This is a genomic window from Rhizobium sp. BK661 (genome assembly GCF_024808825.1).
In the GTDB taxonomy this organism is placed as follows: domain Bacteria; phylum Pseudomonadota; class Alphaproteobacteria; order Rhizobiales; family Rhizobiaceae; genus Rhizobium.
Genome location: NZ_JANTYT010000026.1, coordinates 46,277 through 66,554 on the forward strand (window position 1 = coordinate 46,277; position 20,278 = coordinate 66,554).

Here is a 20,278-nt window from a genome sequence, read left to right on the forward strand (position 1 = left end):
GCGTTTATTAACTAAGGGAGAGAGAGATATGAAATCCATTATCTCGTTGATGGCAGCGGCGGCCTTTGGCGTCGCTTCGTTCGTAATGCCGGCTATGGCAGCCGACAAGGGGACTGTCGGCATTGCAATGCCCACGAAGTCGTCCGCTCGCTGGATCGATGACGGTAACAACATCGTCAAGCAGCTCCAGGACGCTGGCTACAGCACCGATCTGCAGTACGCTGACGACGACATTCCGAACCAGCTGTCTCAGATTGAGAACATGGTCACCAAGGGCGTCAAGGTTCTCGTCATCGCCGCTATCGACGGCACGACGCTTTCCGACGTTCTCCAGAAGGCTCACGACGCAGGCATCAAGGTCATCGCTTATGACCGTCTGATCCGCGACTCGGGCAACGTCGACTACTACGCGACGTTCGACAACTTCAAGGTCGGCGTTCTGCAGGCAACCTCTATCGTTGACGCCCTCGGCCTCAAGGATGGCAAGGGCCCGTTCAACATCGAACTCTTCGGCGGTTCGCCGGACGACAACAACGCCTTCTTCTTCTATGATGGCGCAATGTCCGTTCTGCAGCCTTACATCGACAGCGGCAAGCTCGTCGTAAAGTCTGGCCAGACCGGCATGGACAAGGTTGGTACGCTGCGTTGGGACCCGGCAACGGCCCAGGCTCGTATGGACAACCTGCTCTCGGCTAACTACACCGACGCGAAGGTCAATGCAGTTCTGTCGCCTTACGACGGTCTGTCCATCGGCATCATCTCGTCGTTGAAGGGCGTCGGCTACGGCTCTGGCGATCAGCCGCTCCCGGTCGTTTCCGGCCAGGACGCTGAAGTTCCGTCGGTCAAGTCGATCATCGCTGGCGAGCAGCACTCCACGATCTTCAAGGACACCCGTGACCTCGCAAAGGTTACCGTCGGCATGGTCAACGCTCTGATGGAAGGCAAGGAGCCTGAAGTCAACGACACCAAGACCTACGACAACGGCGTCAAGGTCGTTCCGTCCTACCTGCTGACCCCGGTCGCAGTTGACAAGACCAACTACGAGAAGATCCTCGTCGAAGGCGGTTACTACAAGGCTGACCAGCTGAAGTAATAATTGTACCACGTTGGCCGGAACCTGCTGCTTGCGGGTTCCGGTCTTCAATTTTATGATCGCCGCGCCCCTCTCGGCTGCTGGCGCTGGATTTTGACCATGGACAATACAATCCTCGAAATGCGGAACATCACCAAGACGTTCCCGGGCGTGAAGGCGCTTGAGAATGTGAACCTCAAGGTTCGGCAAGGTGAAATCCACGCATTGGTGGGTGAAAACGGGGCCGGAAAGTCGACCCTGATGAAAGTTCTCTCCGGCGTGTACCCGGCCGGAACCTACGACGGTGACATCGTTTATGAAGGCGACGTCCGTCATTTCAAGGCGCTCAAGGACTCCGAGGAAATCGGCATCGTCATCATTCACCAGGAGCTGGCGCTCGTGCCGCTCCTGTCGATCGCCGAAAACATCTTCCTCGGCAACGAAGTCGCCCAGAACGGCATCATCAAGTGGCAGGAAGCCTTCAAGCGCACGAAAGAGCTGCTGAGCAAGGTCGGCCTCAAGGAGTCGCCGGAAACGCTTGTTACCGACATCGGCGTCGGCAAGCAGCAGCTTGTCGAAATCGCCAAGGCGCTTTCGAAGAGCGTGAAGCTGCTCATCCTTGATGAGCCGACAGCGTCGCTCAACGAAAAGGATTCCGATGCGCTGCTCGAGCTCCTCATCGAATTCCGCAACCAGGGCCTGACGTCGATCATCATCACGCACAAGCTCAACGAAGTGCGCAAGGTCGCCGACCAGATCACGGTTCTGCGCGACGGCATGACGGTCAAGACACTCGACTGTCAGACCGAAGAGATCAGCGAAGACATCATCATCAAGAACATGGTGGGCCGCGAGCTCGCCGATCGTTATCCGCCGCGCTCCGTGCCGATCGGCGAGACGATCCTCGAGGTGAAGAACTGGAACGCTTACCACCAGCACCACCGTGACCGCCAGGTCCTTCACAACATCAACGTCACCGTCCGCAAGGGCGAGGTGGTCGGCATCGCGGGATTGATGGGCGCCGGACGCACTGAATTCGCCATGAGCCTGTTCGGCAAGTCCTACGGTCACAAGATCCACGGCGACGTCTTCATGCACGGCAAGTCCGTCGATGTCAGCACCGTTCGCAGGGCGATCGATGCCGGTCTCGCCTACGTAACCGAGGATCGCAAGCATCTCGGTCTCGTGCTCGGCGAAAACATCGTGCACAACACGACGCTTGCCAATCTGGCTGGCGTGTCGAGCGGCACGGTCATCGACACCATCAAGGAATCCAAGATCGCGTCGGATTATCGCTCGAAGCTTCGCATCCGCAGCTCCAGCATCTTCCAGGAGGCGGTCAATCTTTCGGGTGGCAACCAGCAAAAGGTCGTGCTGTCGAAGTGGCTGTTTTCCGATCCCGACGTTTTGATCCTCGACGAGCCCACTCGCGGTATCGATGTCGGTGCAAAATACGAAATCTATACTATCATCAACCAGCTCGCCGCCGATGGCAAAGGCGTTCTGATGATCTCATCGGAAATGCCGGAGCTCCTTGGCACGTGCGACCGCATCTACGTCATGAATGAAGGGCGTATCGTTGCGGAACTGCCAAAGGGAGAGGCGAGCCAAGAAACCATCATGCGCGCTATCATGCGCTCAGGGGAGAAGAAACAATGACCCCGGTCAACCCTTCCGCCACCGAAGAGAGCAACGTCGTTTCCGTTGCGGACTACATCCGCGGTAACATCCGTGAGTACGGCATGCTCATCGCGCTTGTCGCGATCATGGTGTTCTTCCAGTTCTATACGGGCGGCATCCTGTTCAAGCCGGTCAACCTGACGAACCTTGTTCTGCAGAACTCGTTTATCGTCATCATGGCGCTCGGCATGCTGCTTGTCATCGTGGCGGGGCATATCGATTTGTCGGTCGGCTCCATCGTCGCCTTCGTCGGCGCGGTGGCGGCTATCATGACCGTCAACTGGCAGATGAACTTCGTGCTTGCGGGCATTCTCTGCCTGATCATCGGTGGCGCCATCGGCGCCGCGCAGGGCTACTGGATTGCGTATCACCGGATTCCGGCCTTCATCGTAACGCTCGCCGGCATGCTCGTCTTCCGCGGCCTCACGCTGTTCGTTCTCGGCGGCAAGAACATCGGCCCGTTCCCGAAGGATTTCCAGGTCATCTCGACGGGCTTCCTGCCGGGCGACATGATCGATATCGGCGGAATTCCGCTCCATTCGACGTCGCTAGTCCTGACCGTTCTCGGAACTGTCGTCCTCTTTTATCTCGCCTGGCGTCGCCGCAAGGTCAACGAGAGCCATGGCATCGATGTGGAGCCGATGAGCTTCTTCATCGGTCAGAACCTCATTCTTTCGCTGGCGATCCTGTTCCTCGGCTATCAGTTGTCCAGCTACAAGGGCCTGCCGAACGTTCTCGTCGTCATGCTCGTGCTGATCGCGGCCTACGCCTTCGTGACGCGCCGCACCACGATCGGTCGCCGCATCTACGCCATGGGCGGCAATGAAAAGGCCACCAAGCTTTCGGGTATCAACACCGAGCGCCTGAGCTTCTTCACCTTCGTCAACATGGGCGTTCTGGCCGGTCTCGCCGGCATGATCATCGCGGCCCGCCTGAACTCGGCAACGCCGAAGGCGGGCGTCGGCTTCGAGCTGGATGTTATCGCAGCCTGCTTCATCGGCGGTGCTTCGGCATCCGGCGGCGTTGGCAAGATCACCGGTGCCGTCATCGGCGCGTTCATCATGGGCGTCATGAACAACGGCATGTCGATCGTCGGCCTCGGCATCGACTTCCAGCAGATGGTCAAGGGATTGGTGCTTCTCGCTGCCGTCTTCTTCGACGTTTACAACAAGAACAAGGGCTAAGCGCTTCGGCGCTGCCCAGGCATTCGCAGTCATGTGAACTTACCAATCCGGCGCCTTCAGGGAGCCGGATTGGCGGAGCATTTTCCGCGCAATCGAAAAAAGGATGAAGACCGTGCTCATTTCGCAGATCAAGGGTTCGAACGGAGAGATCATCGTCGCCGTGCGCGAGCCGGGCGGTACCGCGAAAGCCGTCAAGAACGCCGGCAGCGTCTATGCGCTGGCCATGGAAGCCGCAAACGGCGGCAAGTCGCTCGCAGCGGTGATCGAGGCGCATGGTCTCGGTGATGCCGTCGATCTCGAAAAGGCTTATGCCGAAGGCAAGTTCCTGCCGCCGATGACGCATCCTGACGCTGCGCATCTGCATCTGACGGGCACCGGTCTGACGCATCTGGGCTCGGCCGCAACGCGCGACTCCATGCACAAGAAGACCTCCGAGGCGGCTGAGGAAACGCTCACCGACTCGATGAAGATGTTCAAGATGGGTCTTGAGAACGGCAAGCCGAAAGCCGGCGAGAAGGGCGTGCAGCCTGAGTGGTTCTACAAGGGCAACGGCTACGGTTCGGCTGCTCCTGGCACTCCGCTCGTTTCCCCGTCCTTCGCGCTCGACGGTGGCGAAGAACCTGAGATGGCCGGCATTTATGTCATCGCTGAAGACGGCACGCCTTTCCGGATCGGTTTTGCGCTGTCGAACGAGTTCTCCGACCACGTCACCGAGCGGATCAACTATCTCTACCTCGCGCACTCCAAACTGCGCCCGGCAAGCTTCGGCCCGGAAATCCGCATCGGCGCCGCGCCGGACGACATCCGCGGCACCTCGCGCATCAAGCGCGGTGACAAGGTGATCTTCGAGAAGCCCTTCCTGTCGGGCGAGGCGAACATGTCGCACACCTTCGCGAACCTCGAATACCACCACTTCAAGTACGGCCTGTTCCGTGTGCCCGGCGACGTTCACGTCCACATGTTCGGCACCGCGACGCTGTCCTTCGCTGAAGGCATCAAGGCGGAAGAGGGCGATGTCTTCGAAATCGAAGTCGCCGAGTTCGGCCTGCCGCTGCGCAACCCTCTGAAGATTGCTGCCGAAGAAGAGATTGCTGTCAAGCAGCTCTGATTTCGCAAGGCCCGGCCGCCGCTTCGGCGGCCGGACCGTTTTTCAAAAAACGGTAAAGGAGGCCTCATCGGGCCATGACCATCTATCAAAATCTCATCGCCGGCGAATGGGTCGGCTCGGACGCGACCAAGAACATCAATCCGTCTGACACCAACGAGGTTGTTGGCCTCTATGCCGACGGCACGGCTGAAGACACCAGAAATGCCATCGCGGCCGCCAAGGCAGCCTTTCCTGCCTGGTCGCGTTCCGGCATCTGGGAACGCCACGTCATCCTGAAGAAGGCTGGCGACGAGATCATGGCTCGCAAGGACGAGCTTGGGGCGTTGCTTGCGCGCGAAGAGGGCAAGACGCTTCCGGAAGCGATCGGCGAGACCATCCGCGCCTCACAGATCTTTGAATTCTTTGCAGGCGAGGCGCTGCGGCTTGCAGGCGAGGTTATCCCGTCGGTTCGGCCAAACATCGGCGTCGAGATCACCCGTGATCCGCTCGGCGTCATCGGTATCATCACGCCCTGGAATTTCCCGATCGCGATCCCAGCCTGGAAGATCGCACCGGCGCTGTGCTACGGCAACACCATCGTCTTCAAGCCGGCCGAACTTGTTCCGGGCTGCTCCTGGGCGATCGTCGACATCCTGCATCGCGCCGGCCTGCCGAAGGGCGTCTTGAACCTCGTCATGGGCAAGGGCTCGGTGGTCGGCCAGGCGATGCTCGACAGCCCCGACGTCACCGGCATTACCTTTACAGGTTCCACCGGCACCGGCCGACGCGTCGCGAGCGCCTCGATCGAGCATAATCGCAAGTTCCAGCTGGAAATGGGCGGCAAGAACCCGATGGTGGTTCTCGATGACGCGGACCTCACCGTCGCCGTCGAAGCTGCCGCCAACTCGGGCTTCTTCTCCACCGGCCAGCGCTGCACGGCGTCCTCGCGCCTGATCGTCACCGAAGGCATCCACGACAAGTTCGTCGCGGCGCTGACGGAAAAGCTGAAGACGCTGGTCGTCGACAACGCAATGAAGACGGGCACGCATATCGGCCCTGTCGTCGATGAAAAGCAGCTGAAGACCGATACCGATTATATCGAGATCGGCAGGAAGGAAGGCGCCAAGCTTGCCTTCGGCGGCGAGCTCATCACCCGCGAGACGCCTGGCTTCTACCTGCAGCCGACGCTATTTACGGAAGCGACCAACCAGATGCGCATCAGCCGTGAGGAGATCTTCGGACCCGTCGTCTCGTTGATCCGCGTCAAGGACTACGAAGAGGCACTGGCAACGGCGAACGACACGCCGTTTGGCCTGTCAGCCGGTATCGCCACGACAAGCCTGAAGCATGCAACGCATTTCAAGCGCAATTCCGAAGCCGGCATGGTTATGGTCAACCTGCCGACGGCGGGTGTGGATTTCCACGTCCCGTTCGGCGGCCGCAAGGGATCGTCCTATGGCCCGCGCGAGCAGGGCAAGTACGCGGCCGAATTCTATACGTCGGTCAAGACCGCTTATACGCTGGCCTAGTGATTGCAAGGACGATGCGAGCCGCCATCGGCGGCTCGCATTCTTTACCCTGCCGATGTGAGCCGATCAGCTCTGGCTCTGGCTCTGCATCTGTCCCCGATCCTCTACCTTGACGACGACCGAGAGTTTCTCCCCCGGCGTGCCGATGCGCATGCCCGAAACGGGGGCGGCATCGCGGTAGCAGAGACCGGAGGCGACGCGCACATAGCGTGCATCGGGGCAGATGTTGTTGGCGGGATCGAAGCCTACCCAGCCGAGGCCGGCCACATGCGCCTCGCCCCATGCGTGGGTTGCAGCCTGCTCCACCTTCTCTTCCATCATCAGATAGCCGGAGACGTAGCGAGCCGGCACCCCAAGGCTCCGCGCGGCTGCGACGAAGATATGGGCGTGATCCTGGCAGACACCACTCTTTTTCTCCAGCGCTTGCTCCGCTGTCGTTTCGGTATCGCTGGTGCCGGGTCGGTATGCCACCATTTCGTGGATGCCGGACATCAGCGCGTGCATGCGTGCCAGCTCGTTGTCGCCGCTCACGCTCTTGGTCAGATCCTTGATGAGTTTCCCGGGCTTCGTCCTTGGCGTCTCGCGCAGGAAAAGCCACAGCGGGCAGAAGCCGCTGTGAGGGCCAAGGACACCGTTTCGATCTTCCGTTTCGACCTCGCCCTCGGCGACGATCCGTGTCGCCTGCTGCTCGCCTTCGAGCGAGACAAGGTTGATGTGGTTGCCGAACTGATCGTCATACTCGACCTCCGGCTTGGCACCCTCGACATGCAGCGACCAGTTGAGGATCGTTTGTCCTGTCACCGTCGGCGGTGTTAGCCGCAGCCGCTGCAGCGAGAAGACCGACGGTTCCTCATAATGGTATTCCGTGACGTGGCTGATCTTAAGCTTCATGTCGTGCCCGCCTATGCATAGAACCGGTAACCGTCGGAAATTTCCATGCCGAGCTGGTTGTTGCGTGTGACGAAATCTTCCAGAAACTCATGCAAGCCCTGATCCATGATCTCCTTGATGGCACGCGTCTGCAGCGTCGTGCGGATGGAATCGGCCGTGTCGTGCGCCGGCAGCCGTTCGCCGTAGTCCTTGGCGAGATAGCCGAGCTCGCTGACGATCTTTTCGTAGCAATAGGCGAGTGAGCGGGGCATCTGGCCGTTGAGGATCAGGAAGTCGGCAATGTTCATCGCGCGATATTCGCCGTCATAAGCCCAGCTGTAGGAGCGGTGGGCGGAGACCGAGCGCAGGATGGACTCCCACTGGATGTTGTCGATCGACGTGCCGACAGCGGAGACTGACGGCAGGAGTACGTAGTACTTCACGTCGAGAATGCGGCTGGTATTGTCGGCGCGCTCGATGAAGGTGCCGATACGGGCGAAATTGTAAAGCTCGTTTCTGAGCATGGAGCCATGGAAGGCGCCGCGGATTAACCCGGCGCGATGCTTGATGGCATCGATCGCTTCCGGCAGCTCCGCCGGCTTCAGCCGCTTCGAAAGGAGGGACTTGAGTTCGATCCAGAACTCGTTCGTCGCTTCCCAGGTTTCCCTGGTCAGTGCCGTGCGCACCATGCGGGCGTTGTTTCGCCCGTAGTCGACGCAGGACATGACGCTCGACGGATTGGTGCGGTCGCGCAGCAAGTAGTCGATGGCATCGGCGCTCGTCAGCTTGCTGTGGCCCTCGTCAAAGGTTTCCCGGACGCCAGCACTTTGCAGGACGCCGTCCCAGTCGTCGTCACCGGTTCCGCTTCTGGTCAGCGACATGCGCAGGCCGGCATCGATAAGGCGCGCGATGTTTTCGGCGCGCTCGATGTAACGGAACATCCAGTAGAGTCCGTTTGCAGTTCTTCCGAGCATCAGTCCTCCAATACCCAGGTATCTTTCGTGCCGCCGCCCTGGCTGGAATTGACAACCAGCGAACCCTCTTTCAGGGCCACGCGTGTCAATCCGCCGGGGATGATCTGCACTTTGTCGGAGACGAGAACATAGGGGCGCAGGTCCACGTGGCGCGGCGCAATTCCCTTGTTGACGAGAATGGGCACGGTCGAGAGCGAAAGCGTCGGCTGCGCGATATAGTTGGCGGGCTTGGCCTTCAGCTTCTCGGCAAAATCGGCGCGTTCCTTTTTGGTCGCCGTTGGGCCGACCAGCATGCCGTAGCCGCCGGAACCATGGACTTCCTTGACCACCAGTTCCTCGAGGTGCTCGAGCACGTACTTAAGGCTTTGCGGTTCGGAGCAGCGCCAGGTCGGGACGTTTTCGAGGATCGGCTTGCGTCCGGTATAGAACTCAACGATCTCCGGCATATAGGAGTAGATCGCCTTGTCGTCCGATATGCCGGTGCCCGGCGCATTGGCGATGGTGATGTTGCCGGAACGATAGACGTCCATGATGCCGGGAATGCCGAGCGCTGAATCCGGCCGGAAGGTGAGGGGGTCGAGGAAGTCGTCGTCGACCCGGCGGTAGAGCACGTCGATCGCCTCGTAGCCGCGCGTCGTGCGCATCTTGACCTTCCCGTCGATGACACGCAGATCCGAGCCTTCGACAAGCTCGACTCCCATTGTGTCAGCCAGGAACGAGTGCTCGTAATAGGCGGAGTTGTAGATGCCGGGCGTCAGGACAGCGACGCGCGGCTTGCCCTTGCAGCCAGGAGGCGCAAGCGATGCCAGGCTCTGGCGCAGCAGATAGGGATAGTCCTCGACCGGCCGGACCTTGTTGGCATGAAACAGGTCCGGAAACATCTGCATCATCGTTTCCCGGTTTTCCAGCATGTAGCTGACGCCGGACGGGGTGCGGGCATTGTCTTCCAGCACATAGAATTCATCCTCGCCGGTGCGCACGATATCGGTGCCGACGATGTGGGTGTAAACGCCGCCCGGCGGCCGGAAGCCGATCATCTCGGGCAGGAAGGCATCGTTCCTCTCGATCAGTCCGCGCGGAATACGGCCGGCGCGGATGATTTCCTGCTTGTGGTAGATGTCATCGAGGAAGGCGTTGAGGGCGATCACGCGCTGCTCGATGCCCTGGGCGAGTTTGCGCCATTCGCGACCGGAAATGATACGGGGGATGATGTCGAACGGAATGAGCTTTTCGGAGGAGTCTGCGTGTCCGTAGACAGCGAAGGTAATGCCGGTCTTTCGGAAGATGTTCTCCGCGTCCCGGCTCTTGGCGATCAGATGCGCCCGATCTTGGTTACTGTACCACTCAAAGTATTTTTCATATGGCTCTCGCGGACTTTCGCCCCCGGTGATCATTTCATCAAATGCCAAAGGTGTGGCTCCCCTTTTTTCTTCATTTGAATACAACGCAAATGGCAATGCAAGAACCATGCACAGTTTGAAGGTGAGATTCGTAAAATCCTCGGAAGCGATAAAAAGAGTCGAAAAACTGGGCATTTACGGAAGTCGCACCTAGGTCCCGCCGCCATTGGTGCCCGGCAGTCGCTCAAAATGTAAGCATCTGGCTATTTTCAGATCGGCGTTCGATTCATTTTCGGCCCGCGCCCGCTCAGCGGCTGACTGCCCGACGATCAACGAAACTTCAGGTAAGCATCAACGCTTCGCTTTTGACGAAGGGCCATCGGCCGGCTATCAGCGTCGCAATCCATTGCCCCAGGGTCACGTCATGTCGCTCGATCGCTTCGCTCCCGCCATCTTTGTCCTGCTCTGGTCGACCGGCTGGGTCGTGGCGAAATATGCTGCTATCCATTCGGAGCCCTTCACCTTTCTTGCCGTACGCTATGCGCTGTCGGGGCTGGCATTCCTGGGGCTTTGCCTTGTCATGCGTGCTGCATGGCCGGGCAGGGCGGTCGCCTTTAGGGCGGTCTACTCGGGCCTTTTCCTGCACGGCTTCTATCTGGCTGGCCTCTGGTGGGCGATTGCCAACGGCGTGCCGGCCGGCATATCGGGCATTATCGCGGCGCTGCAGCCGCTGTTGACGGCGATGGCTGCACCGCTGCTCGTCGGCGAGCGGTTGCAGGGAATCCAGAAGGCAGGGCTAGTGCTTGGTTTCCTCGGCATCGCGATTGCGATATCGCCGAAGCTCCTCGATCCGGCGACGGCCGATCTGGCGCATGCCGCCGTGCCGTTGGCAATCAACCTTATGGCCATGGGCTCCGTCACCTACGGGACGCTTTATCAGAAGAAGCATTTGCAGACCGGCAACCTCCTGCCGATCGCCACGCTGCAATATGTCGGTGCGCTGATCGTCACGTTGCCGCTGATGCTTACATTCGAGCGCATGCATTTCGACGGATCGGCACAGGCCATCGCGGCGCTCACCTGGTCGGTCTTCGGGCTGTCGATGGGCGGCGTTGGGCTGCTACTCTATCTCATCCGCCGCGGTCAGGTGTCGCGGGCGGCATCGCTCATCTATCTGATGCCGCCGACGGTGGCGCTCGAGGCCTTCATTGCCTTCGGTGAGCCGCTGACGCTTCCGCTGATCCTCGGCACCATCGTCGTCGTGACGGGCGTCTATTTGACTAACCGACCAGCGAAGGTCGCTCCACAAGATACGACCGAGCTGCAGCGGGCCTAGGTAGCCTCGCCTGAAAAGGCGATAAGGTTTCCATCGGGGTCCTGCACGATGAAGGTGCGGGCGCCCCATGGCTCGGCCCGCAGAGGCTGATGGAATGGGGCGCCGGCAGCCTGATATTCCAAGAACAACTGCTTCGGATCATCGACGGTCAACGTTGCAGAGAGGGCGTCGACTTCTCGCGCTCTGAAGCCGGTGTCGAAGACAGGCGCGCCGACCTTTCGCAGGTTCAGGCGTGCGCCGTCGCGAAACACCTGGGCATAAAATGGCGGCTCTCCGTATTGGAACGCCACTTCAAAACCCAGTTTCCGAACATAGAACTGGCATGAAACGTTGATATCAGAGACGAAGAGTTGCGGCTCCGCGGAGAGGACGAACGGACGTCTGTTGTCCGATGCTGTCGATTTCGTCACGGTTTCGATCCCTTTGATCAGTGCGGGCCAATCCGCAAAGCCATGCTTTCGGGCAACAAGCTCCTGTGCGTCGCTGAGCTTGAAGTCGGCGTCCAATATCTCTCGATCGCTTTGATCCCGATATCTCGGCAGGATCCACCTGATCTGGGCCGCAACGGGATAGTAGCGTTCGCGATGCCATCGCAGGTACGACTTGGCTTGTTTTCTGAGGTTTTCGATATTTGGCATGGGCGCGGCCTACGTTTGACTTTGTCGTACGTAGGCGGGCAATGCCCCTCCGGCCCGAAGCCGACGCGCCCTACAGCAGCACCAACATGCTAATGCAGCGGGCCGATTGCCACAAGGCAGGATTGTGAGATCGCTTTGGCGCCGTGAGACGCGTATTGCAAAGGGCGGGATTTCTCCCGCCCTTTCTTTAGAATTAGGCGCGTTCGCGACGCTGGCCGTTGCCACCGCGCGACGGACCGCCGCGACGGTTGCCGCCATTGCCTTCGCGACGCTCGCCGCCACCGTGAGCCTGCGCACCACGATCTTCGCCGTGCTTGCGGGCCGGGCGACCGTGCGCATTGCGGGCGCCACCGCCGGGGTGATGACGGTTCTCGCCGTTGGCATGGTTGCCATGCTGCGGGCGCTGCGGCTTGCGGGCCGGACGGAAGTCCGACGTTGCCGCCAGATCGTTGTCGGGGCCGGACGTCATCGGCGTAGCCTCGCCACGGCGCTGGCCGCGGAAGTCTTCGTTGCGCTGGGTCTGGCGCTCGGGACGGGGACGACGCTCGCGGCGCTCCTCATTGTTGGCGCGGACTTCGTCGCCAGCTTCAGGGCGCGGACGACGCTCCGGGCGGCCACCTGCACGATGGCCTTCGCCACGGCCTTCGCCGCCACGACGCTCACCGCCACGGTTTTCACCACCACGACCCTGGCCGCGGTTGCCACCGTTGCCGTTGCCGCGGCGGGGAGCCGCGTTCATGTTGGCAGGCGCGTCACCGCTTGCGACCGCGATGTTGATGTTCATCAGGCGTTCGATATCCCGCAGGAGGCGGGTTTCATCCGGTGCGCAGAAGGCGATCGCGATACCGTCGCGGCCGGCGCGGGCGGTACGGCCGATGCGGTGGACATAGGCGTCCGGAACCTCAGGCAGGTCGTAGTTGTAGACGTGGCTGACGGCCGGGATGTCGATGCCGCGGGCCGCGACGTCGGTCGCGATCAGCGTCTTGACGTCGCCGTCGCGGAAGGCCTTGAGGGCGCGCTCGCGCTGGCCCTGGCTCTTGTTGCCATGGATAGACGTCACGGAATAGCCGACGTGGTCGAGATGCTTCATCAGCTTCTCGGCGCCATGCTTGGTGCGCAGGAAGACGATGGCGCGTCCGTCAGGGTTCTCGGTGAGCGACTTCTTCAGGAGGTCCGTCTTGTCGTTCTTGCCGTTGACGAAGTGAACATACTGCTCGACCTTGTCGGCCGCCTTGCCCGGAGGCGTCACTTCGACGGTGACCGGGTCCGTCAGGTATTCGCCGGCGAGGTCGGCGATCGACTTCGGCATGGTTGCCGAAAACAGCATCGTCTGGCGCTTCTTCGGCACCATCTTGGCGATCTTGCGCAGGTCGTGCACGAAGCCGAGGTCGAGCATCTGGTCGGCCTCGTCGAGAACGAGGTAGCGTACGGCGGTGAGGCCGATGGCGCGGCGGGCGACGAGGTCAAGCAGGCGGCCGGGCGTGGCAACGAGGATGTCGGTGCCCTTTTCAAGCTGCAGCTGCTGCTTGTTGATCGATACGCCGCCGACAACGACGTTGATGCGCAGGTGCGATTTGCGCAGGAAGTTCTTCAGGTTCTGGGCGATCTGGTTCACCAGTTCGCGGGTCGGGGCGAGGATCAGCGTACGGGTTGTCCGGTTGTCCGGACGCCGCTCTTCAGGGATGATCTTTTCGATAATCGGCAGACCGAAGGCGGCCGTCTTGCCGGTGCCGGTCTGGGCAAGGCCGATAAGGTCGCGGCCTTCGAGTAGAAGCGGGATCGCCTTTTCCTGAATGGGGGTCGGCGTTTCGATGCCGAGCTGGAAAAGTGTGGCGACGATCGGCTTGGAGATGCCAAGCGATTCAAAATTGGTCAAGTCATAACCTTTTTAGGGCGCGCCAAAAAAATCGGCCGGGTCGCAAAATGCGGCCCGGTGTCATTCTGGCGTCAAGAACCCCGCGTGAAGTGGGAACTTGTCTTGTTGGAAAAAGCTTTCCAGCGCTTCTGCCGCGTCTTGGGGTGCGGTCTATTCGAAATGCGCTTTTGCCCTTCTTCCTGCATCCTATTTACTGGCAGGGGCACGCTCACGCGGCGGCCGGAAGGTGAAAGCTGGCCTGCATTTGGTCTAGTTCAGGGGAAAAGTCAAGGGGACCTACTGATGGATCATCGGCAAAAGGGGGCGGTGACGCCCCCAGCCCAGTGCGGATGTCAGTAGCAGACCCTTGTCCTGTAGGCTTCGCCCCAGCCGCTGCGACGCCATTCTATATGGCAGCGCGGCGCGTAGTAGGAGTTCGAGTAGTAGGGCCGGTAATAGCTTCTGTAGTAAGGCCTATAGTACGGGCGATAGTAAGGCCTGTATCCATAGTATGCCCCGTACGCGTAGTTAGGCCGATAGTAGGGTCTGTAGTAGCCGCCGCCATAGTAGGGGCCGGGGTGGCCGTAGCCGTAATACGGATAGGGCCTGGCGACCTGCGACAACAGGATGCCGCCGACGGCTCCAGCGGCGACGCCGCCCCAGAAGTCGCTGTTGGCGTTTGCAGGCGCTGCCGGGATGACGGGCGCACTCGCCAGGGTCAATGCCATGAAGCCCGCCGCCATGCTTTTATGAAGTACGGACATGATCGTCTCCTTTCGTAGACGAAGCCTATTCTCGAAGCCGTCAGGCGAAACCGTTCGGGTATACGGGCCAACTGAACGAGTTCCTCGTAGAAACGAGTGAAACTATACCACAGTTCCGAGATGTTTGCTTGCCCCGTCCGCATCGGCGGACGATGGCGATCGATGACCGGGTTTGGAAAACTTGCGACCTATTCTCCGCCGCCGGGGAATCATGGTTAATGCGTTGTTAAAGAGGGTGCGTCTATTGTCGTTCGATGAACAAGCCACTCTTGACCGGGGAACAGTGTTGACGGCGGACGGGGACCTTCTCGAACTGGCCTGCCGCCGGATCGCGGATCTGGATTGCCCGGCCTACGTCAAGAACAGCGAGCTGCGCTATGTGGCAGTCAACGAGGCTTATGCGTCCTTCTTCGGAAAGGCGATCTCCGATTTCATCGGTCGCCGCAGCCGCGAACTTATCGATATACCGGAAGAGGAGGCTCGCGAGGACAAGGAGAGGCGAGCTCTCGTCTTCGCAAGCGAGGAAAGCGCTGTTTGTTTCGACGCTGGCGGCGTCGAGCACCGGCGTGCGCGGATCGAGAGCTTCTCGCCGTCTGAAGGCCGCGTTTATGTCCTAGGCATCTTCGAAAGGAAGGTTCCACGCAACAATGGCGACCCGTCGATCGCCATTCCGACACCATTGGCATCCGAGGTAGCACGCAGCCAGGCTCTGACCGAGGACCTGCAAAGCATTCTCCGCGCTCTTCCTGTCGGCGTCATGATCCTCGACGACTCGCGCGACGTTCTCTACGCCAACGACGAGTTCTACGAGGTCTGGGATCTGCCGCGCGACGACCGATTCGACGGCTGGGCCTTCATCGACGTCATCCGTCGCAACCACCAGCTCGGACGGTACGGTGACAGGCTGACGCCGGAGCAGATTTTTGCCCGACGCGAGGCACATTTTGTCGCTGCGGAACAAGAGCAGCCGGTGGAGCTCGGCTGGGTCAATGGCAAGCGGGTTCTCTTCGAGGGGCGCCGACTTTCCAACGGCCGCGTGCTGCTGTCCTATGCCGATGTCACTGCTGTCCGTCAGCACGAGAAGGAAATCCATGAGACGCGGGCGGCTCTCGCGCGTCTCGGGGACTTGATGGATGATGCGACGAGGGCGATGTCGCAGGGGTTGTTGATTGTTCAGGACGGCAATATCCTGCTTGCCAGCAACCCGCTCAGCGACATCCTTGCCATTCCGTCGGAATACCTTGCCGTTGGCCGGGGATGGATCGATCTCTTCCAGTTCTGCGCCAAACGAGGAGATTTCCACGGTCAGGAGGACGAGATCCTGACCGGTTGGCGCGACAACATCGCCGCCAAGAAGCCGATCTCAACACCGTTCCATATCGCCGGAGAGCGGTGGGTCAACCTGGACGCTACCATCAGCGAGCGGCAGCATTGGATCGCACTGTTCACCGACGTCACCGAAGCGAAGCAGCGCGAGGCCGAACTCGAGCGTCTGCTGTCGCGTGCTGAAGCCGCCGATCGCGTCAAGTCGGAGTTCCTCGCCAACATGAGCCATGAAATCCGCACGCCGATGAACGGCGTTCTCGGCATGGCTGAATTGCTGGCGAAGACCGATCTCGATACCCGTCAGAAAACCTTTGTCGACATCATCGTCAAATCGGGCAATGCGCTGGTGACGATCATCAATGATATTCTCGACTTCTCGAAGATCGATGCGGGGCAGATGACCCTCCGGCGCACGACGTTCGATTTGGTCGAGGCGATCGAGGACGTCGCGACCCTCCTGTCGTCGCCGGCCGCGGAAAAAAGCATCGAGCTGTTGGTTCGCGCGGCCCCCGACTTGCCTTCCGCAGTGATTGGCGATGCGGGCCGGTTCCGCCAGATCATCACCAATCTCGTCGGCAACGCAGTGAAATTCACCGAGCGCGGCCACGTTCTGGTGGACGTAGGCTTCACACCGGGCGCTGAAGACGAAATCATGGCGTGTGTTCGGATCGAGGATACCGGCATCGGTATTCCGCGCGATAAGCTGGAGTCCATTTTCGACAAGTTCTCGCAGATCGATTCATCCTCGACACGACGCCACGAAGGAACCGGACTCGGACTTGCGATCACCGCGGGGCTGGTGGACCTGTTCGGCGGCTATCTCGAGGTGGACAGTCAGCCAGGGGAGGGGTCTGTCTTTACCGTGAACCTGCCTTTCGTCGTGGCTGCGGCGCAACTGGCTCCCAAACCCCTGCCTGTGAATGTCAGGGGCGCGCGAGTCCTCCTCGTCGACGACAACACTGTCAATCGCCAGATATTGACCGAGCAATTGGCTCTCTGGGGTTTCGATGGCGCCGCTGCCGAAGATGGTCCAGGAGCATTTGCCGTTCTCGATATGGCGGATGAGCTTGGCATCGAGATCGATGCGGTCGTGCTCGATTACCAGATCCCCGGTATGAACGGCGCTGAGATCGCACGAAAGCTACGTGCCGACAGCCGCTTCGAACGTCTGCCGATCATCTTTCTGACCTCGATGGACATTTCCGGTACCGAGAAAGAGTTCGCGGCCCTTAACGGCCAAGCTTATCTGATGAAGCCAGCGCGGGCCAATGTGATGCGGAACACGCTCGTCGACGTCGTGCGTGCGAGCCGGACGAAGAAGATCCCGGCGGCGGCTATTTTGGCTGACGGTCAGGAGATCGCTACGACGATGCGCCCTGTGGCGGAAGAGAGAACGCCGGCGGAGTTTATCGACGTGCTGGTCGCGGAAGACAATGAAGTGAACCAGATTGTCTTCACGCAGATATTGCAGGAAACCGGCCTCAGCTTTCTCGTCGTCAATAACGGCCAGGAGGCCGTGGAGGTCTGGGGCCGCCTTTCGCCGCGAATCATCATGATGGACGTTTCGATGCCCGTGATGAACGGCCATGATGCGACGCGCGCGATACGCGAAAGAGAGCGCGGAAATGGCCATCGCGTGCCGATTATCGGGGTCACGGCGCATGCGCTGGACGCCGACCGCGAGCGTTGTATCGAGGCAGGCATGGATGACTACATGTCGAAGCCGATCAGCCCTGAGTTGCTCCAGGAGAAGTTGGAAATGTGGCTGGGCAGGAACGAGCAAGAGGTAGGCTCGGCGGGCTACTCTAGGATTTGACGCCGCAGAGCATCTCGCGCTTTCCGGCGAAGCCGCTGCGGCGTTCCACCGTGAAGCCCGCCGCGATCAGGTTGCGCCGGACAAAGCCGGCGGCGGCATAGGTCGCAAAGGTTCCGTTGGTCTTTGTCTTTTCACAGACGAGGCGCATCAATTCCGCAGACCACATGTCGGCATTGCGCGACGGGGCGAAGCCGTCAAGATACCAGGCATCGAAGCCTGCCTGGGCAGCTCCGACTCCTTCGAGGGCGTTGCCGCAGACGACGCTGAGTGATGTCTGGTCATCCAGCCGCAAGGAGACCGTTGCCTTTGGTGTTTCCGGCCAAGCCGCGGCCAAGGCCAGCCGTTCGGCATCGATTTCGGCCCAATGCGAAAGCGCTCGGTCGATTTCTGCTCGCTGCATGGGATAGAGCTCGAACGACATGAAGTGGAGCTGCTGCCCAGCGAGCCGGTGGAGTTTCCATTGCCGCCATGTCTCGGCAAAGTTCAGACCCGTGCCAAAACCGAGTTCGCCGATCAGGAAATGGCTTTGGTCCTGCCAACGTTGCGGCAGGCCGTTCCCGGCGAGGAAGACGTGTCCACACTCCAGCCGGCCGTCTGTCTGGCAATAAAAGTGGTCGCCAAAGGCCGGTGAATAGGGCATATCGCCGTCGCGCCACTCAAGCGGTTGATGGGCGCCAGCACTTAGTTCGGGATCCGTATCTGTCATGCCACAAGCCGATAGTCCGGCGTCGTCTTCCGGTCAATCATCGACTGCGCTGCTGATCGTCGGCGGCGGGATTATGGGGCTATGGGCTGCGATTCATGCGGAACGCTTGGGCATTGATGCCATGCTCGTCGAAGCTGGTCGGCTTGGCCAAGGCGCCAGTGGCGGCCTGCTCGGGGCGCTGATGCCGCATATGCCGGACAAATGGAATGCCAAGAAGCAGTTTCAGTTCGATTCCCTGGTTTCATTGGAAGCAGAGATCGCGGCGCTGGAGCTGCAGACCGGCCTTTCCGCCGGCTACAGGCGCTCGGGGCGCCTCATTCCGCTGCCGAAGCCGCATCTGCGCGAAATCGCGCTTGGCCATTCCCGGGACGCGGAAGCGCGCTGGATAGCGGGGGAGCGGCATTTCCACTGGCATGTGCTCGACAGGCCTCCCCAGGAGTCCTGGGTCGATGCAGCGGCTGGGGAAAGCGGCTTTGTCTATGACACGCTGGCCGCCAGAGTTGCGCCGCGCTCATTCATCGCGGTACTCACCGCCGCGCTACGCGACGCACGGCATGTGCGGATCGTCGAACAGCTTGCGCTTGATGATCTCGATCTTGACCGCAACGTTGCGATGACTACCAGAGGTGAGATTGCTTTCGGCCATTGCATTGTCGCAGCCGGCCATCACTCCTTTCCGGTGCTGGAGCGCCATTCCCACGGTCTTACGAAGCCACTTGGCCAGCCAGTCAAAGGGCAGGCGGCGTTGCTCAAAGTCGATGTTGATCCGTCCAAGCCGACGATTTTTCGCGATGGATTGTATGTCGTTGCGCACGAGGGCGGTCGCGTCGCGGTCGGCAGCACGAGTGAGAATCGCTTCGACGAGCCGTTCTCGACCGATGGACAGCTTGATGGGTTGCTTGAAGCAGCTGGACAACTGGTGCCGGCATTGCAAGGAGCGCCTGTGCTTGAACGGTGGGCCGGCTTGCGGCCGAAGGCGATCGATCGCGATCCGATGATCGGCGTACACCCCGACCACGGTAGTCTGATCGCACTGACTGGCGGCTTCAAGGTCAGCTTCGGCCTGGCGCACCGTCTTGCGGCGGCTGCCGTCCATTTCGCGGCCGGCATGCAGCCGCCCTTTGCGCTGCCTGAAAGCTTCCTGCTTGCCCATCACATTCATGTGGCTTCACGCTAGACGTGAATTAGCATTTCCTGCCTTTCGTTAATCTGTCACGCAAATCACCTATCAGCTAGCGCAATCGCGGCGCCGACGGAGGAGATTTTATGCGCTACGCCATTTGCTTTACGCCCGCTGCGAGCGATCCGCTCTCACATGTGGCCGCAAATTGGTTGGGTCGGAACGTGTTTTCCGGCGAGATGGTTGAGCCAACCGCGATTCGCGGCCTGAGTATTCACGAAATCGCCTTCCACACGGCGATGCCTCGCCGCTACGGCTTTCAGGGCGTCCTGAAGGCCCCCTTCCGCCTGGCCGCCGATTTGACGGAGGCGCAACTTCTGCGTGATCTTATGCGCTTCTGCGGCACGTTGACACCATTTCAGATCAATCGGCTGGAGGTGGCGCGGCTCGGTTCATTCTACAGTCTCGCTCCCTCGCTGCCCTGCGAGCACGTCCACTACCTTGCCTCTTCGGTCGTTCAGCAGTTTGACCGCTTCCGCGCGCCGCTGAGTGAAGCCGAGATCGAGCGGACGGATCCAGGCGGTCTGTCGGCGGCGCAGTTCACCAATCTGCACCGCTGGGGAAGCCCCTATGTGATGGACGAATTTCGGTTTCACATGCCGCTGACCGGCCCTGTCAGTCATTGCGATATCCCACGGGTCGAGCACGCGCTTCGCAACGTTTTCGAGCCAGTGCTTGTCGATCCCGTCAAGGTCGCCAACGTTGCCTTGATGATCGAAGAGGGGAATGGCGGACCGTTTCGGGTGCATTCGTTGCACCCGATGGGCAAAGTCAGCGCCCGGAGGGATCGTGTTCTGGCGCTTGCCTAAGGCTTTGTGCCGCAAAGGCAAAACTCTGTTGCGCAATTTCCATCTAGTCATTCCGTCTCGGAATACTATCGTTTCGCCGACGTTCAGGAAGGTGATTTCATGGTATCCGAGA

16 protein-coding genes are annotated in these 20,278 nt (G+C 60.3%); 9 read left to right on the forward strand and 7 right to left on the reverse strand.

The window, feature by feature from the left end:
• Nucleotides 1-28: 28 nt before the first annotated feature.
• From chvE to FHX16_RS28365, 5 genes are all read left to right on the forward strand, one after another.
• A complete protein-coding gene (chvE, locus tag FHX16_RS28345) occupies nt 29-1,093 on the forward strand; it encodes a multiple monosaccharide ABC transporter substrate-binding protein (RefSeq protein ID WP_016554829.1) in 1,065 nt (354 codons plus the stop codon).
• Between the two features lie 99 nt (nt 1,094-1,192).
• Nucleotides 1,193-2,731, forward strand: coding sequence for a multiple monosaccharide ABC transporter ATP-binding protein (mmsA, locus tag FHX16_RS28350; RefSeq protein WP_183753989.1), 1,539 nt, complete (start codon nt 1,193-1,195; stop codon nt 2,729-2,731).
• Nucleotides 2,728-3,936 carry a multiple monosaccharide ABC transporter permease gene (gene mmsB, locus FHX16_RS28355; protein ID WP_114713454.1) on the forward strand — a complete coding sequence of 403 codons (1,209 nt, stop codon included), beginning with the start codon at nt 2,728-2,730 and terminating at the stop codon, nt 3,934-3,936. Before mmsA ends, mmsB begins: the two co-directional genes overlap by 4 nt.
• 112 nt (nt 3,937-4,048) lie before the next feature.
• Entirely contained in the window at nt 4,049-5,044 is a 996-nt protein-coding gene (gene araD1 / locus FHX16_RS28360; protein WP_183861436.1) for an AraD1 family protein, read from the forward strand.
• Nucleotides 5,045-5,118: 74 nt separating this feature from the next.
• Nucleotides 5,119-6,552, forward strand: a complete 1,434-nt coding sequence (locus FHX16_RS28365; RefSeq protein WP_183753991.1) for an aldehyde dehydrogenase family protein — start codon at nt 5,119-5,121, stop codon at nt 6,550-6,552.
• A 66-nt stretch (nt 6,553-6,618) separates the two neighbouring features.
• Here the strand turns inward: FHX16_RS28365 and FHX16_RS28370 are convergent, their stop codons facing one another.
• From FHX16_RS28370 to FHX16_RS28380, 3 genes are read right to left on the reverse strand one after another with little or no spacing between them, the layout of a single operon-like run.
• Nucleotides 6,619-7,443, reverse strand: a complete 825-nt coding sequence (locus FHX16_RS28370) for a transglutaminase family protein (protein WP_183861346.1) — start codon at nt 7,441-7,443, stop codon at nt 6,619-6,621.
• A gap of 11 nt (nt 7,444-7,454) precedes the next feature.
• Nucleotides 7,455-8,396, reverse strand: a complete 942-nt coding sequence (locus FHX16_RS28375; RefSeq protein ID WP_183753997.1) for an alpha-E domain-containing protein — start codon at nt 8,394-8,396, stop codon at nt 7,455-7,457.
• Entirely contained in the window at nt 8,396-9,805 is a 1,410-nt protein-coding gene (locus FHX16_RS28380; protein ID WP_183754000.1) for a circularly permuted type 2 ATP-grasp protein, read from the reverse strand. Before FHX16_RS28380 ends, FHX16_RS28375 begins: the two co-directional genes overlap by 1 nt.
• 355 nt (nt 9,806-10,160) lie before the next feature.
• On the opposite strand from FHX16_RS28380, the gene FHX16_RS28385 reads away from it, so the two are divergent.
• Entirely contained in the window at nt 10,161-11,072 is a 912-nt protein-coding gene (locus FHX16_RS28385; RefSeq protein ID WP_183861344.1) for a DMT family transporter, read from the forward strand.
• Here FHX16_RS28385 and FHX16_RS28390 read toward each other — a convergent pair.
• From FHX16_RS28390 to FHX16_RS28400, 3 genes are all read right to left on the reverse strand, one after another.
• Nucleotides 11,069-11,710 carry a VOC family protein gene (locus FHX16_RS28390; protein WP_183861342.1) on the reverse strand — a complete coding sequence of 214 codons (642 nt, stop codon included), beginning with the start codon at nt 11,708-11,710 and terminating at the stop codon, nt 11,069-11,071. The two genes, FHX16_RS28385 and FHX16_RS28390, sit on opposite strands and share 4 nt — an antisense overlap.
• 193 nt (nt 11,711-11,903) lie before the next feature.
• Entirely contained in the window at nt 11,904-13,586 is a 1,683-nt protein-coding gene (locus FHX16_RS28395) for a DEAD/DEAH box helicase (RefSeq protein WP_183861340.1), read from the reverse strand.
• 332 nt (nt 13,587-13,918) lie between these two features.
• Nucleotides 13,919-14,329 (reverse strand): hypothetical protein, encoded by a 411-nt coding sequence (locus FHX16_RS28400; protein WP_183861338.1) that lies wholly within the window; start codon nt 14,327-14,329, stop codon nt 13,919-13,921.
• Between the two features lie 286 nt (nt 14,330-14,615).
• On the opposite strand from FHX16_RS28400, the gene FHX16_RS28405 reads away from it, so the two are divergent.
• Complete coding sequence (locus tag FHX16_RS28405; RefSeq protein ID WP_183861336.1) at nt 14,616-17,471, forward strand: response regulator; 2,856 nt, start codon at nt 14,616-14,618, stop codon at nt 17,469-17,471.
• Here the strand turns inward: FHX16_RS28405 and mnmD are convergent.
• Nucleotides 17,461-18,177, reverse strand: coding sequence for a tRNA (5-methylaminomethyl-2-thiouridine)(34)-methyltransferase MnmD (gene mnmD / locus FHX16_RS28410; protein WP_183861334.1), 717 nt, complete (start codon nt 18,175-18,177; stop codon nt 17,461-17,463). The two genes, FHX16_RS28405 and mnmD, sit on opposite strands and share 11 nt — an antisense overlap.
• Between mnmD and FHX16_RS28415 the strand changes: the two genes are divergently transcribed.
• Both FHX16_RS28415 and FHX16_RS28420 read left to right on the forward strand, forming a co-directional pair.
• A complete protein-coding gene (locus FHX16_RS28415; protein ID WP_183861332.1) occupies nt 18,176-19,354 on the forward strand; it encodes an FAD-binding oxidoreductase in 1,179 nt (392 codons plus the stop codon). The two genes, mnmD and FHX16_RS28415, sit on opposite strands and share 2 nt — an antisense overlap.
• Nucleotides 19,355-19,443: 89 nt before the next feature.
• Nucleotides 19,444-20,166 (forward strand): DUF1045 domain-containing protein, encoded by a 723-nt coding sequence (locus tag FHX16_RS28420; RefSeq protein WP_183861330.1) that lies wholly within the window; start codon nt 19,444-19,446, stop codon nt 20,164-20,166.
• Nucleotides 20,167-20,278 lie beyond the last annotated feature (112 nt).